The 13,293-nt window shown below is 69.3% G+C and carries 10 protein-coding genes; 6 read left to right on the forward strand and 4 right to left on the reverse strand.

Features of this window, described 5'->3' with window-relative positions; genetic code table 11:
- Nucleotides 1-33: 33 nt before the first annotated feature.
- A complete protein-coding gene (locus tag AB0N03_RS48545; RefSeq protein ID WP_364387652.1) occupies nt 34-1,098 on the reverse strand; it encodes a medium chain dehydrogenase/reductase family protein in 1,065 nt (354 codons plus the stop codon).
- 189 nt (nt 1,099-1,287) lie between these two features.
- Between AB0N03_RS48545 and AB0N03_RS48550 the strand changes: the two genes are divergently transcribed.
- Entirely contained in the window at nt 1,288-1,989 is a 702-nt protein-coding gene (locus tag AB0N03_RS48550; RefSeq protein WP_364387654.1) for a TetR/AcrR family transcriptional regulator, read from the forward strand.
- A gap of 14 nt (nt 1,990-2,003) precedes the next feature.
- On the opposite strand, the gene AB0N03_RS48555 is transcribed toward AB0N03_RS48550, so the two are convergent.
- On the reverse strand, nt 2,004-2,792 hold the full coding sequence (locus AB0N03_RS48555) for a methyltransferase domain-containing protein (protein WP_364387656.1): 789 nt from the start codon (nt 2,790-2,792) through the stop codon (nt 2,004-2,006).
- A 136-nt stretch (nt 2,793-2,928) separates the two neighbouring features.
- Here AB0N03_RS48555 and AB0N03_RS48560 point away from each other — a divergent pair, with 136 nt between their 5' ends.
- The gene (locus tag AB0N03_RS48560; RefSeq protein ID WP_364387658.1) at nt 2,929-4,356 is read left to right on the forward strand and encodes a M1 family metallopeptidase; all 1,428 of its coding nucleotides are present in this window, start codon (nt 2,929-2,931) and stop codon (nt 4,354-4,356) included.
- Nucleotides 4,357-4,386: 30 nt separating this feature from the next.
- Here AB0N03_RS48560 and AB0N03_RS48565 read toward each other — a convergent pair whose 3' ends face one another.
- The gene (locus tag AB0N03_RS48565; RefSeq protein ID WP_364387660.1) at nt 4,387-4,977 is read right to left on the reverse strand and encodes a TetR/AcrR family transcriptional regulator; all 591 of its coding nucleotides are present in this window, start codon (nt 4,975-4,977) and stop codon (nt 4,387-4,389) included.
- 121 nt (nt 4,978-5,098) lie between these two features.
- Between AB0N03_RS48565 and AB0N03_RS48570 the strand changes: the two genes are divergently transcribed.
- From AB0N03_RS48570 to AB0N03_RS48585, 4 genes are all read left to right on the forward strand, one after another.
- Entirely contained in the window at nt 5,099-5,833 is a 735-nt protein-coding gene (locus tag AB0N03_RS48570; RefSeq protein ID WP_364387662.1) for an SDR family oxidoreductase, read from the forward strand.
- 40 nt (nt 5,834-5,873) lie between these two features.
- Nucleotides 5,874-6,497 (forward strand): NAD(P)-binding domain-containing protein, encoded by a 624-nt coding sequence (locus AB0N03_RS48575; protein ID WP_364387663.1) that lies wholly within the window; start codon nt 5,874-5,876, stop codon nt 6,495-6,497.
- Nucleotides 6,498-6,641: 144 nt separating this feature from the next.
- On the forward strand, nt 6,642-9,776 hold the full coding sequence (locus tag AB0N03_RS48580) for a PA14 domain-containing protein (RefSeq protein WP_364387665.1): 3,135 nt from the start codon (nt 6,642-6,644) through the stop codon (nt 9,774-9,776).
- 116 nt (nt 9,777-9,892) lie between these two features.
- Entirely contained in the window at nt 9,893-12,013 is a 2,121-nt protein-coding gene (locus AB0N03_RS48585) for a hypothetical protein (RefSeq protein ID WP_364387667.1), read from the forward strand.
- Between the two features lie 291 nt (nt 12,014-12,304).
- Here AB0N03_RS48585 and AB0N03_RS48590 read toward each other — a convergent pair whose 3' ends face one another.
- Entirely contained in the window at nt 12,305-12,829 is a 525-nt protein-coding gene (locus tag AB0N03_RS48590) for a hypothetical protein (protein WP_364387669.1), read from the reverse strand.
- Nucleotides 12,830-13,293: the final 464 nt, after the last annotated feature.

The raw sequence follows: 13,293 nt of genomic DNA on the forward strand, positions 1-13,293 counted from the left end.
TTGGGCGTTCCTCTCGCGACCGAGGGAATCCGCTTACGGCACCAGCACGATCTTCCCGAGGGAGGTCCGGGCGGAGGACTCGGAGAGTTCCACGGCCGCCGCCACCTCGGTCAGCCGATAGCGGGCGGCGATCTTCGCCGTGAGCACCCCGTCGCGCAGGAGACCGAAAACGTGGGTCAGATCGGTGCGGACCCGGGCGCGGAACGCCGCACGCTTGACCGAGCCCGGCTTGCCCGAACCCGACCACACGTCGAAGAAGCTCGCGTGCCTGCGGGTGGGCAAGTAGTTCCAGAACGCCAGCTTCGTCAGCACGTTCAGGAAGCTGAACAACACGGGTGTCCGGTCGTCGAGCTTGCTCGCGATGCTGTAGCTGACCAGGGTTCCGGTGCGGTTGAGCAACCGGTAGGAGCGGGAGATGCTCGCACCGCCGAGGTGGTCGAACACCGCGTCCACGCCGTCGGGAGCCAGTTCCCGGACCCGGGCGGTGACGTCGGGATCCCGGTAGTCGACCGGCTCGACACCCAGTTCGCGCAGCGCCTCGTGGTGCCGCGGGCTCGCCGTGCCGATCAGCCGGGCACCCGCGTGGCGGGCGAGCTGGGCCAGCAGGGTCCCGACACCGCCGGCGACGCCCAGCACGAGCACGGTCTGCCCGGCGCGCACCTTCGCGACGTGGTGGAGCATCTGGTAGGCGGTCAGCCCGTTGACCGTCAGCGTCTCCGCCTCCTCCGCGCTCACCCCGTCCGGCACCTCGACCAGATCGGCGGCGGGCAGCAGGACGGCCGTGGCCCAGGCCCCGGTCTTGGTCAGTGCGGCGAACCGCCGTCCGATCAGCGCGCGGTCCACGTCCGGGCCGACCGTTTCGACGACCCCGACGAGGTCGTAGCCGGGCACGAACGGAAAGGCGGGCTGGCCGTAGTAGCGGCCCCGGCGCATCGCGCTCTCGGCGAAGGACACGGCGGTCGCTTCGACACGCACCAGCGCCTGACCGGCGGCCGGCGCCGGCAACGGGCGCTGCACCACTTGCAGCCCGGACGGTTCGACCTTGCCCGGCAGCACCACTTCGGTGGCGGTCACCGTGGGGATGTTCGTCTCGGTCATGGCCGGCTCCTCGAACTAGTGCGACGCTTCGTCGCTCTGTTAATGGTCGTAACTATGCATTGACGTGTCATACCGCGTCAATCGAGACCATGCTGGACAGCCTCCGCCGCCAGTACGGGGCCACAGCGTGACGACCCGTAGCGGAGCGACCTCCCCGTCGTCATCGATACGGTCCGTTACGATGCGACGATGACCGACCAGCCGCCGGTGGTGAGCCGGCGTGAGCGCCTGCGGGCCCAGACGTTCCAGGAGATCGAGGACTCGTCGTTCGCGATCATCGACACCGATGGCGTGCACGCGCTGACGATCGCGGCACTGGCCCGAGCCATGGCCATGTCCGCACCGGCGGTCTACCGCTACTTCCCGTCACGGGACGCGCTGATCGCCCACCTGGTCACCCTGTCCTACCAGCAGCTCGCCACGGCGATGCAGGAAGCGGTCGCGGGCAGCAGACGGGCACCGCGCGCGCGGGTACGGCTCCTGGTCGCCGCCTACCGCGACTGGGCACTGCGACACCGGCGCCGCTACGGGATGCTCTTCGCCGAACGCGCCGACGACGCCCGCGGCCAGGCGGCCGCGCGGACCCCGCTGGACCAGGCGATGGCCCTGCTCATCGACCTGCTGGTGGCCATCCAGGACACGGCCTCGGCCGACCGCAGGACCGGCGACCGCGCCCTCGACGAGCAGCTGCGTCGCTGGGCCCGCGCACAAGAGCGGCCGGACGCCACACCCCGCGCCGCCACCGCCGCCATCCGGATCTGGACCCGGATCCACGGGATCGTCAGCCTCGAACTCACCGGGATCTTCGACAACCGCACCATCGAGGCGCAGCGGCTGATCGACCTCGAGATCGACGACGCACTCGCCTCCCTGACGACCACCGCTGTCTGATCGATCTCGGCGACTCAGGCCGGCTTGCGGCCCCATGCGGTGATCATCGGTGCGAGCATGAGGTGCAGGTCGCCGCCGGCGAGGTTCGCGAGGTGTGTCCCGATCTCCTCGGGGGTCGCCAGTTCCGCGGCCAGCAACTGGTCGCGAACGTGCTGGATCGTGGCCGCTTCCAGGATGACGCAGGCGCGTGATCCGATCGGGAAGTAGGCCTCCGCGCTTACGTCCTCCAGGTCTGACTCACGCAGCAGCCTGGGCAGCGTGCGACCATACGCGAGGTCGGCGCCACGCTCGGCCAGCAGAGTGCGGATCCGGGTGCGCAGCCGGTTCGCCAGCTCCTCGGCGGGGCCGCGCTCGTCCGGACACGCAAGCGGCTGCAACAAGGAGTCCGCGTCCTCGATCACCAGCCATCCGCCGGGCCGGAGCGCATCGATCATGACCCGCAGTGCGGCCGCGCGGTCCTTCAGGTGGACCAGCACCAGCCGGGCGTGGACCAGGTCGAACTTCTCCGCCGGCGGCGGGTCGCCGAGCACGTCGTGCCGCCGTACTTCCAGTACACCGCCTGCCGCGGGCTCGGTCCACGACACGTCGATGTCGGTGGCCAGCACCCGGCCGCCGGGGCCCACGCGCTCCGCCAGGCCGTGCGGTACCGAGACGCCGCCGGCGCCGACCTCCCAGCATCGCCATCCTTCGCCAAGCCCCAAGTCGTCGAGATGGTGAAACGTCCACGGATCGAACAGTTCGGCGAGCGCCGCGAACCTTTCGCCCGCTTCCGGGCGGCGGTTGTCGAGCAGGTAACGGTTCACCGCAACAGCATGACCCCGTCGACCTGGAAGGTGCCATACCGCTGCCGAACCGGACGTTCGCGACCGCCGCACCAGGCTTGATCCGCGTGTCGGATCGGTCCTACTCTTCAGCGTCGATGATGGCCGAGGAGGACCCATGCGAGGCACCAACCGTAGCCGTGGCCACTTGGTGATCATCTCCTGCGCACTGTCCGCCGGCCTGCTGGCCGCGACGAGCCCGGCAGCGGATGCCGCGCCGGCCCGACCACCGCGGTACTCCCCCGGTGCACCGAGCGCCGGGGATCCGTATTTCCCCGACATGGGCAACGGCGGCTACGACGTCGGCCACTACGACATCCGGCTGGCGTTCAGCCCCGGAACCCAAGCAATCGACGCGACCACGACGATCCTCGCCACGGCCACTCAGGATCTCTCGCGCTTCGACCTGGACTTCCAGGGACCGCTGACGATCAGCAGGCTCTCGGTGAACGGCCTGAACGCCGAATTCACCCGCAGCGGCGCCCAGGAGCTGGTGATCACCCCGCCGTACGGTCTGCGGAAGGGCAGCGCGTTCGTCGTCTCGGTGACCTACGCCGGCGTACCGCAGAAGATCGACGACCCCGCGCTGGGCCTCTCCGGCTGGGTCGCCACCAAGGACGGCGCGGTCGCGCTCAACCAGCCGATCGGCGCGGCGACCTACTACCCGGTGAACGACACCACCGACGACAAAGCGACCTACACCCAGACCATCACCGTGCCGACCGGGCTCACCGTGCTGGCCAACGGCGAACCCGGGCCCACCACCACGCACGATCACCGGACCACCTTCCGCTGGTCCATGAACCGGCCGATGGCCAGCGAGCTGAGCATGCTCGCGATCGGCGACTACGACGTCACCCGCGGCGTGACGGCCGGCGGCCTGCCGAACATCACCGCGATCGGCACGTCGATCGACACCGAGCCCGGTCAGGGCAAGGTGTTCAACCAGACCACGGCGCAGATCATCCACTGGGAATCCTCGATGTACGGGCAGTACCCGTTCGACTCGACCGGCGGCATCCTCGCCGACGTCGGCGTCGGCTACGCCCTCGAGACGCAGAGCCGGCCGGTCTACGACCAAAGCACCAGCGATGTCGACGGCGACCTGCTCGCCCACGAACTCGGCCACCAATGGTTCGGCGACAGCCTCACTCCGGTGCACTGGTCGGACATCTGGCTCAACGAAGGCTTCGCGACCTACTCGGAATGGCTCTACCAGGAGAAATTCGACGGCGTCCCCGTGCAGCAGAGTTTCGCGAAGACCTACGCCGACGAGAAGGACTGGAGCGGCGCAGTCGCCGACCCCGGCCGTGACCGCATCTTCGACGACCTGGTCTACAACCGCGGCGCGATGACACTGCAAGCGCTGCGCCTGAAGATCGGCGACCGCGCCTTCTTCAAGGTGCTCACGCAGTGGCCGACAGAGCACCGGTACGGCAACGTCTCGACGCGGCAATTCATCCAGTTCGTCGAGCGACTGACCCACCGCAACCTCGACGCGTTCTTCCAGACCTGGCTCTACCAGCCGGGCAAGCCGACACTCTGACCGCGTCAGGGAAATGCGGCCGGGTTCAGGTCAGCGGGGGATGGCGTTGTCGATGAGGACGGCGGCGATGGCGGCGGCAGTCGGGAAGGTTTCGGTGTTGAGGGCCCGGTTGCGGGCCGAGGCGCCGTCGAGGAGCAGCGCCAGTTGTTCGCCGAGCTGGTCGGGGTGGGTGGCGCCGGCTTCGCGTGCGGTTTCGGCGAGCCGTGCGGCGACGGCTCTTTTGTAGTCGTGCGCGTGCCGGCGCGCGGGGTGGTGAGGGTCGGGGATTTCGACGGACGCCGCGATGAAGGGGCACAGGGGCGTGATGTCGTCCTGTGCCGCGGTCGTGGGTAGGTCGAAGGCCGCGAGGAGTCGTTCGCGAGGCGTGAGGTCGGTGCGGTCGAACACTGCCGCCATGACGTCGGGATCGAATCGGCGCAGGTATTCGGCGACGAGCTCGTCCTTGCCGCTGAAGTGCTGGTAGGCCGTGCGCTTCGACACCTGGGCCACCGCGCAGAGCTGGTCCATGCCGGTCTGGTTGATGCCTTGATCGCGGAACAGCTGTTGTGACGCGCTGAGGATGCGCTCGCGCGCGCCCCTGCCGCGGCGCAGGCCTTGGGGGCCCTTCTCCAACTCCGTCATACCCCGAGCATAGCCGAGTTTGGTACTGATCGGTGTACATAGCTTGCGCTCCGACCGACCCTCCGCTACGTTAAGGACACAGATCGGTTTACATAACCATCACCTATTCACTGGAGTGATCGTGGGAAAGCTCGACGGCAAGGTAGCGGTGATCACGGGCGGAACGAGCGGCATGGCGCTGGCCGGCGCCAAGCTGTTCGTCGACGAAGGCGCGCATGTCTTCCTCTCGGGCCGGCGGCAGGAAGCGCTCGACGACGCCGTCAAGCTGATCGGCCGGAACGTGACCGGCGTACAAGGCGATGCGGCCGACCTGGCGGATCTGGACCGGTTGTTCGACACGGTCAAGCGGGAAAAGGGCACGATCGACGTGTTGTGGGCCAGTGCCGGGACGGGCGAGCAGCGCAGGCTCGGCGAGATCACCGAGGAGCACTTCGATGCCACCTTCGGGCTCAACGCGCGCGGCACGCTGTTCACGGTGCAGAAAGCGCTGCCGCTGTTCAACGACGGCGGCTCGATCTTCATGACCGGGTCGAACGCATCCGTCAAGGGCTATCCCGAGTGGAGTGTGTATGCGGCGAGCAAGGCCGTGCTGCAGGCCTACGCCCGCGTATGGCTGTCCGAGTTGAAGGACAGGCGGATCCGGGTGAACGTGCTGATGCCCGGTCAGGTCGCCACGGCGAAGCAGGAGGAGTTGTTCGACGAGGCGACGATGCGGCAGTTCGAGTCCTTGATCCCGCGGGGAGAGATGGGTCGCCCCGAGGAGATCGCGACGGTCGCGTTGTTCCTCGCCTCGGCCGACTCGAGCTACGTGAACGGGATGGAACTGGCCGTCGACGGCGGCACCGCGGCGATCTGAGCGGCACCCTTTTCGATCATCGGTCAAGACGGGACAACTCATGAGCAGCATCAGCATCATCGGCACCGGCAACATGGCCCGCACCATCGGCGCGCTGGCGGTAGCGGGCGGCAACACCGTCGAGGTCATGGGTCGCGATCAGGCCAAAGCCGCCGACCTGGCCGAGGCTCTCGGCGGCAGCGCAACCACGGGAGAGTGGGGCGCCGTCCCGGCCGGGGACATCGTCATCGTGGCCCTGTTGTACGCCGGCGTCGTTCCGGTCGTCTCCCACTACGGAGACGCCCTCGCGGGCAAGGTCATCGTCGAAATCAGCAACCCGTTCACTCCCGCGGCCGACGGGCTGGCCCACGGCGAGCACACCTCGGTCGCGCAGGAAGCCGCCAAGGCGGCCCCGGCCGGCGCCAGCGTGGTGAAGGCGTTCAACACGATCTTCCGCCACGTCCTGGAGAAGGGCCGGCCCGCCGTCTTCATCGCCGGCGACGACGCGCGGGCCAAGGCGGACGTGGCGGCGTTCATCGAGAGCCTCGGGCTGCGCCCGCTGGACGTCGGCGACCTGAGCATGGCGTACTGGCTCGAAGGAGCGGGCGTGCTGACGATGGGCCTCGCCCGCCACGGCGTGGGGAACTGGGACTTCGCCCTCGGCGTCACCGAACTTCCCGGCTGAGCCGCTCGCAACACACCGGTGCCCTGAAGCCTCGGCAGTCGGCCCAGAAGATACCGACATTCGGCGGTAGTTAGAAGTCCAACTTGTCTGATTGGATCCTCAGGAACGTTTTACAACGTTGTAAAAATGAAGGGGATCTCGCCGATGAGAAGAGCCGCTTCCGTCCTCCTCGCCCTGCTGGTGGCGCTGGGCGTGGCGTCGGGAACGCCGCCCGCCGGTGCCGCCGAGCCCGTCCACGGCTTGAAGGCCGAATACTTCACGATGTCGGCGCCGGGTGCGCATGACTTCGCGAACCTGGCCGGTACCGCGCTTGACGGGGAGGTCGATCATCCGGACCTGACCTCGATCTTCGGGTTCGTCGCCGGGCGCACGGAGAACACGACCGCTCGCTGGACCGGGCAGCTCGCCGTGCCGCAGACCGGCGACTACACGTTCTACGCCATCGGCGACAACGGGTTCCGGCTGTTCATCGACGGCGCGCCGGTGATCGACCACTGGGTCGGGGACTGGGACAAGGAGCAGACCAGCGCGCCAGTCACGCTGACCGCGGGCAAGCAGCACGACTTCAAGCTGGAAATGTTCCAGGACACCGGCGGCGCCACCATGTTCCTGCGGTGGTCGAGCGCGACCATCGCGAAGCAGATCGTGCCACTGTCGGCGTTCACTCCCCCGGCCGACTACCAGGTCGTGCCGCGCTCGGCGGACGTGTCCCAGGACGGTCGCACGCTCACGGCCGACTTCGACGGCCGCGTCTCGGGGACGAACGACCTGCAGGACCACCTGCGGATCGAGGTCGACGCGACGCCGATGCCGGTCTCGCTCGTCACGACGAACCGCACCCGGGTCACGATCCGGCTGGCCGAAAGGGTCCTGAAGGGCCAGCGGGTCACGCTCTACTACGACGGCGCGGGTGTGCTCGCGGTGAACGGCACGAAGGTCGGGAAGACCGCACGCACCGTCGCGAACGCGTCGACGGAACGGCTCAGGACGCCGTGGGGCGAGCACGTCGACACGCGCCACCCGTTGCCGGAGTACCCGCGGCCGCAGCTCGAGCGCGACAAGTGGGTCAACCTCAACGGCCCGTGGGAGTTCTCGGCCGCCAAGGACGGCCAGCAGCCGACGTTCGGCAAGCGGCTGCCCGAAAAGGTGATCGTGCCTTACCCGATCGAGTCGCAGCTCTCCGGGCTCGAACGGCACGAGGACCACATGTTCTACCGCCGCACGGTCACCGTCCCGCGTGACTGGAAGATCGGCGGCGGGCAGCGCCTCAAGCTCAACTTCGGCGCGGTCGACTACCAGGCGAAGGTCTGGGTGAACGGCCAGCTCGTCGCGGAGCACACCGGCGGTTACACGGCGTTCAGCGCCGACATCACCGACGCGCTCAAGCGCGGCGACGAGCAGGAGATCGTCGTCGCCGTCACCGACACGACCGGCCCGTACCAGCCGAAGGGCAAGCAATCCCCCAACCCCGGCGGCATCTTCTACACGCCGTCGTCGGGCATCTGGCAGACGGTGTGGCTGGAGCCGGTGGCGGACAAGGGCATCGACGAGATCAAAACGACTCCCGACCTCACCACCAACTCGCTGGCGCTCAACGTCAAGTCCGCGGGCAACGCGACCGTCACGGCGGTCGCCAAGGACTCGCGCGGCCGGCAGGTCGCCGCGGTCACCGGGCCGGCGAACGCGAACCTGAAGCTGGCGGTACCCAACCCGCACCTGTGGACGCCGGACGACCCGTACCTCTACCAGCTGGAGATCAGGCTGGGCAGCGACAAGGTCAAGAGCTACTTCGGCATGCGGTCCACCGGCATCACCACTGTCGGCGGCACACCGAAGCTGACGCTCAACGGCAAGCCGATCTTCAACCTGATGCAGCTGGACCAGGGCTTCTACCCCGACGGCCTGAACACCGCGCCCAGCGACGAGGCCCTCGTGTTCGACCTGAAGGCGCAGAAGGACCTCGGCTTCAACGCCGTCCGCAAGCACATCAAGGTCGAGCCCGCCCGCTGGTACTACCACGCGGACCAGCTGGGACTGCTGGTGTGGCAGGACTTCGTGTCCGTCGAGGACGGCAACAACCCCGCGGCGCAGCAGGCGTGGCTCAGCCAAGGCCTGGAAGAGATGCACCAGCTGCAGAACTACCCGTCGGTCTACGCCTGGATCGTGTTCAACGAGGGCTGGGGCGAGTGGGACAAGACCGCCACCGGCCGGATCACCGACCAGGTCAAGGCCGCCGACCCGAGCCGGATCGTCAACGCCCACAGCGGGGTGAACTGCTGCGCCTCCAAGGGCGACTCGGGCCGCGGCGACGTCATTGACCACCACGACTACAACAACACCGACCCGGCCCACTCGGACGGCACACGCGTCGCGATGGACGGCGAACACGGCGGATTCACGCTGCGCACGCCGGGTCACCAGTGGCCGGGTGCGCCGATCGCGATCTACAGCGGGGTGGCGGACAAGGCGGCGCTGACGGCGAAGTACGTCGACAACACCCGCACGTTCTACCTCGGACAGGCTCGAGCCGAGCTGTCGGCGTCGGTCTACACGCAGGTCACCGATCTGGAAGGCGAGCTCAACGGGCTCTGGACCTACGACCGCAAGCGCCTCAAGGTCGACCCGGGTCCCGTCCGCGAGATCAACCGGCGCGTGATCGAGGCCGGTGCCGACGCGGGCAAGCCCTACCCGTACGCGGGCAAGGGCGAGTGGAACCTCGACGAGCGCCGGGGAACGACCGCGAAGGACTCGAGCGGCGGTCACAACCCGCTGACGCTCACCCCGTCCGGGGTGGCGTTCAAGGACGGCGCGCTGCAGTTCACCGGCGGCTCCGCCGACACCTACGGCCCGGTGGTCGACACGACCGGTGACTACACCGTGTCCGCGAAGGTGCGGCTCGACGAGCTGCCCGGCAACTACGCGACCGCGGTGAGCCAGGACGGCAGGGAGCGGGAGAGCCCGTTCTACCTGCAGTACGGGCAGGGCGCGTTCGCGTTCAGCACACCCGGCGGCAACCGGGCCCGGTACGAGGTCGTGCCGGAGATCGGCCGCTGGTACGAGCTCACGGGTGTGCGGGCCGGCACCGAGATCCGGCTCTACGTGGACGGCGTGAAGGTCGCGACGGCCCCGGCCGGACCGGCACTGGCCGGCACCGGCGCGTTCACGGTCGGGCGAGCCAAGTACGACGGCCGCAACGTCGACTTCTGGAGCGGCGCGGTCGACGAGGTCGGCGTGGTGGGCAAGGCGTTGACGGACGCGGAGGTCGCCCAGCTCCCTTGATGACCGCGACGCGGGTGCCGCACTGCGCAGTGCGGCACCCGCGCTCGATAACGCGTTGACGGCTCCGAACTCGCCGGGTGATCATCTGTCCGTTCACGACCGAGCCGGGACGGACCATGCTGCAGACGATCATCCGCCACACCCTGCGCGTCCCGCGCACGGACGCGCCCGCCGGGGACGGGGCCGCCGTCGCCCGGCAGATGGATGCCGTACTCGTCACGGCCGGGTTCAAGGCCGATCGTGCGCTGGTCGAATACGTTGCCACGCGGCGGGCCGGGGCGGCGATGGGCATCGCCGTCGACGTCGTCGGGGCCGTGCGGGAGCTGGTCGGGGACGACGTCAAGCACAGCTCCTACTTCAAGCGCTTTCCGCGCGGCGTGCCGGACACCGTCGAGTTCTGGGCGCACTGCCTGCGCGGAACCTTCGGTGAGAACCACGGCGTCGTCGACCTGCTCACCCTGCCCCGCTACGGCCGCTACCAGCACAGCTTCGCCGAGTTGCTCGACGCGCACGAGGAGCTGATCGCCTCCGCCGGGGACCGGGTCACCCTCGTGCACCTCGGTGGGACCCTGCAGGAAGAGACCGAGGCGCTGTACCGGACCCTCGCCGAGTCGGTCACGCCGCTGGGTGAGGCCGATCTGGCTCTGCTCGGTGAGCTGGCGCTGACCTGCTACGCCGTCGAGCCGGCCGCCGTGCCGATGCGGGAGAACCGTGCCGTCGTCAACGGGGTCCTGCTCGCCGCCGGGCGGCCGCTCGTCGCGGCCGACACCGTCGTCGACGTGCTGCGCACCGCCTGTGCGGCCAGCGGCGGCGACGTCACGCTCGCCACCCCGACGCGGTTTCGCAGCTTCAGCCGGCGCGAGCGGCGCGTCCTGCTCGGGGAGCTGGATCGCGTCGTCGGCGGCAACGCGGCCAAGCTCGGCGACGTCAAGCGCTTCCCCGAACGCTTCAAACGGCTCGGCACGTACCTGCACGCGTACGAGAACTCGGCCCATCCGGGCGCGCGTGCGGTGTTCGACGTAGCCCGCGGCGACCGGTCCGTACCGACGATCGCCGGGCGGGCCGAGGCCGCCTTCGCCGACCGCGACGTCGTTCGCGCGGCGGGTGTGCTCAGTGCCGCGCCGGGGATGCTGATGCGATCGCTGGACCGGCTGCTGCGACAGGCGAGCCCCGCCGAACAGGACGACCTGCTCGACGCCGTCGGCAAGGTCCTCGGGTCCGTGTCGGGACGAGTGCTGTGCTCGGTGCGCGAACACCTGGGCAACCGCGCCGAACCGGCCGGGACGAGGGCGTTCACCACGCGGGAACGGCGCGCCTGGGTCACCGCGGACACGCGGCCGCCACTGCCACCCGAGGTCATCGAGCGAGCGAGCGGCCTGATCGACGCCGAGGTCGCGGCGCGGCTGCCCGCGATCGAACGGCTCGTCGTCGACCCGGACGTGCTGGACGTGGCGCTGCCGCTGTCGGGCAAGGCGAGCGAAGACGGGTTCGCCGTGCTGCCACGGGGTTCGCGCAGCCACATCGAGGGCGAGGTGCTGCGGTTCTTCACCTACTGGCGGCAGACGAAGGACACCACGGACTTCGACCTGTCCGCACTGCTCCTGGACCGGCACTTCCGCTTCGCGGGTCACGTGTCGTGGACCAACTTCCGCAAAGGCGGCGCGGTGTACTCCGGCGACATCACGGACGCGCCGGACGGGGCGACGGAGTTCATCGACGTCCCGCTCGGCCCGATCGACGCCGCCTACGTCGTGCCGCAGGTGAACGTCTACTCGGGAGAGGGGTTCACCGCGGTCACCGAGTCGATGTTCGGCTGGATGATCCGCGACGAGGCGCAGCGGGGGATGCCGTTCGAAGCCCGTACCGTGCGGACCCGATCGGACCTGCGCGGCACCGGCCGGGTCGCGCTGCCGATCGTGTTCGGCCGGGACAGCTTCGGCACGTGGACGGCGACGTGGCTGCACCTGTACCTGGCCGGCTCGCCGCGCTTCAACCAGGTCGAAACCAACCACGGTGAGACGAGCGAACTGGTGCGCGGCCTGGTCCGGCGGAAGTACCTGACCGTCCGGTACCTGGTCGACCTGCTGCGGGCCGCCGGGACGACGGTGACGGAGTGGACACCGCAGCTGCGAGCGGACGAGCCGGTGACGTACGTCGGGCTGCAGCGGCCGGAGGGGCTTCCGCGGTCGGCGTCGGTGATCACGTTGGACACGCTCAACCGTTTGGTCCCGGCCTGATCTTCCGGTTAAACTGCGGCGGCGAGGCCATGAGCGCGCTTCCTTCTCAGCTCGTAACTGGATCTAGTGCGCTCGCCTTCCTCGCTCCGTCAGCGCCACGGCGGCCGAGCGTTACCAGGTCGCCGATCAGGCGGGTAGCGACAAGTCAACCGCTGCTGGATCGCTGCGGGGCCCGCCGGCTCGACGTACTGGTCCATTCCGGCGACGACTACGGCAAACCGCTGGTCCGGCCACGCCGCCGACACCGCAGGCCGCGACGTCCCCGGCGGTGGACGCTTCGGCGTGAGCCGCTCACCGCACGGGTGCGGTCATCTCGGTCGCGAAGCGGTAGTAGCAGACCGCACGGTGCTTGCCCTCGTTCCAGCTCGCCGACGTCGGCGTCACGACCTGGACGCGGACACCGGACATCTCGCGGGCGTCGGCCTCGCACCGAGCGAGGGTGCGCTGGTAGACCTCGACGATGTCCGGCATCGCGCCCCCGTCCAGCGGGAGCACTTCGAACGCCTCGGCGGTGTGCGGCGTGGAGCACGGCGCCCGCAGCACATCGGTGGCACCCGAAGCCGGCGGGGACCAGAAGCAATCACCCGCGGTCAGGTCGAGCCCGTGAGCCGCCCCTTCGGGCAGTCGCTCCTGGGGTGGCTGCTGCCACCACGCCGACCCGGTGGCGACCTGGTAAGTGATCACGCTCGCCCAAGCGGCGAAGGCCACCAGCCCGCAGATCACCAGCACCCAGCCCCGCTGCCGGTGCTTCCTGATCCGTACCGCGGCGATGACACCGAAGACCGGCGCGAGCAGCCCGCCGAGCAGCCCCGTCACGAGCGTCGCGATCGCATAGCGACTGACTGGCTGACTCCGCAGTTCCGCGCGCATCAGCTCGTCGAAGAGCTCAGGGTCGTGTTGTGGTGCTGAAATGGCGGGCCCCCTCGTGGCGCCGGTTTACGAAGCTTCGACAACAGGCGGCCACTTGAGATTCCGGAAACGCGACCGCCGCCGTCACCGACGACAGTATGTCCGAGAGGGTGGGCCGGTGGGCTCAGCGGCTCGCTGCCGGACCCAGAACTCGACGGCCCGGCCTTGGTCCCGACCGCCGGACCGTCATGAGCAGAGGGCCGGCCGCCGTCACGACCCTGGAGTGATCCGGTGGTGACGGCGACCGGCGGGACGCCGCCGCTGTTCGGCGTCCCCCGGCGGCGGGTCTCCCTGCGCCCCGCCGCCAGGTCGGCCGCTTCCCGAGACCCGCGGGGCCTTGCGGGAAGCGGAAATGCGGCCGTCGCGGCTCC

Origin of the sequence: Amycolatopsis sp. NPDC051061 (genome assembly GCF_040682935.1) — a bacterium.
Taxonomy (GTDB): domain Bacteria; phylum Actinomycetota; class Actinomycetes; order Mycobacteriales; family Pseudonocardiaceae; genus Amycolatopsis.

What these genes read in the sequence shown, in the direction of transcription:
- AB0N03_RS48545 (WP_364387652.1), bottom strand. Translation starts at nt 1,098, where the DNA reads ATGACCGAGACGAACATCCCCACGGTGACCGCCACCGAAGTGGTGCTG.
- AB0N03_RS48550 (WP_364387654.1), top strand. Translation starts at nt 1,288, where the DNA reads ATGACCGACCAGCCGCCGGTGGTGAGCCGGCGTGAGCGCCTGCGGGCC.
- AB0N03_RS48560 (WP_364387658.1), top strand. Translation starts at nt 2,929, where the DNA reads ATGCGAGGCACCAACCGTAGCCGTGGCCACTTGGTGATCATCTCCTGC.
- AB0N03_RS48565 (WP_364387660.1), bottom strand. Translation starts at nt 4,977, where the DNA reads ATGACGGAGTTGGAGAAGGGCCCCCAAGGCCTGCGCCGCGGCAGGGGC.
- AB0N03_RS48575 (WP_364387663.1), top strand. Translation starts at nt 5,874, where the DNA reads ATGAGCAGCATCAGCATCATCGGCACCGGCAACATGGCCCGCACCATC.
- AB0N03_RS48580 (WP_364387665.1), top strand. Translation starts at nt 6,642, where the DNA reads ATGAGAAGAGCCGCTTCCGTCCTCCTCGCCCTGCTGGTGGCGCTGGGC.
- AB0N03_RS48585 (WP_364387667.1), top strand. Translation starts at nt 9,893, where the DNA reads ATGCTGCAGACGATCATCCGCCACACCCTGCGCGTCCCGCGCACGGAC.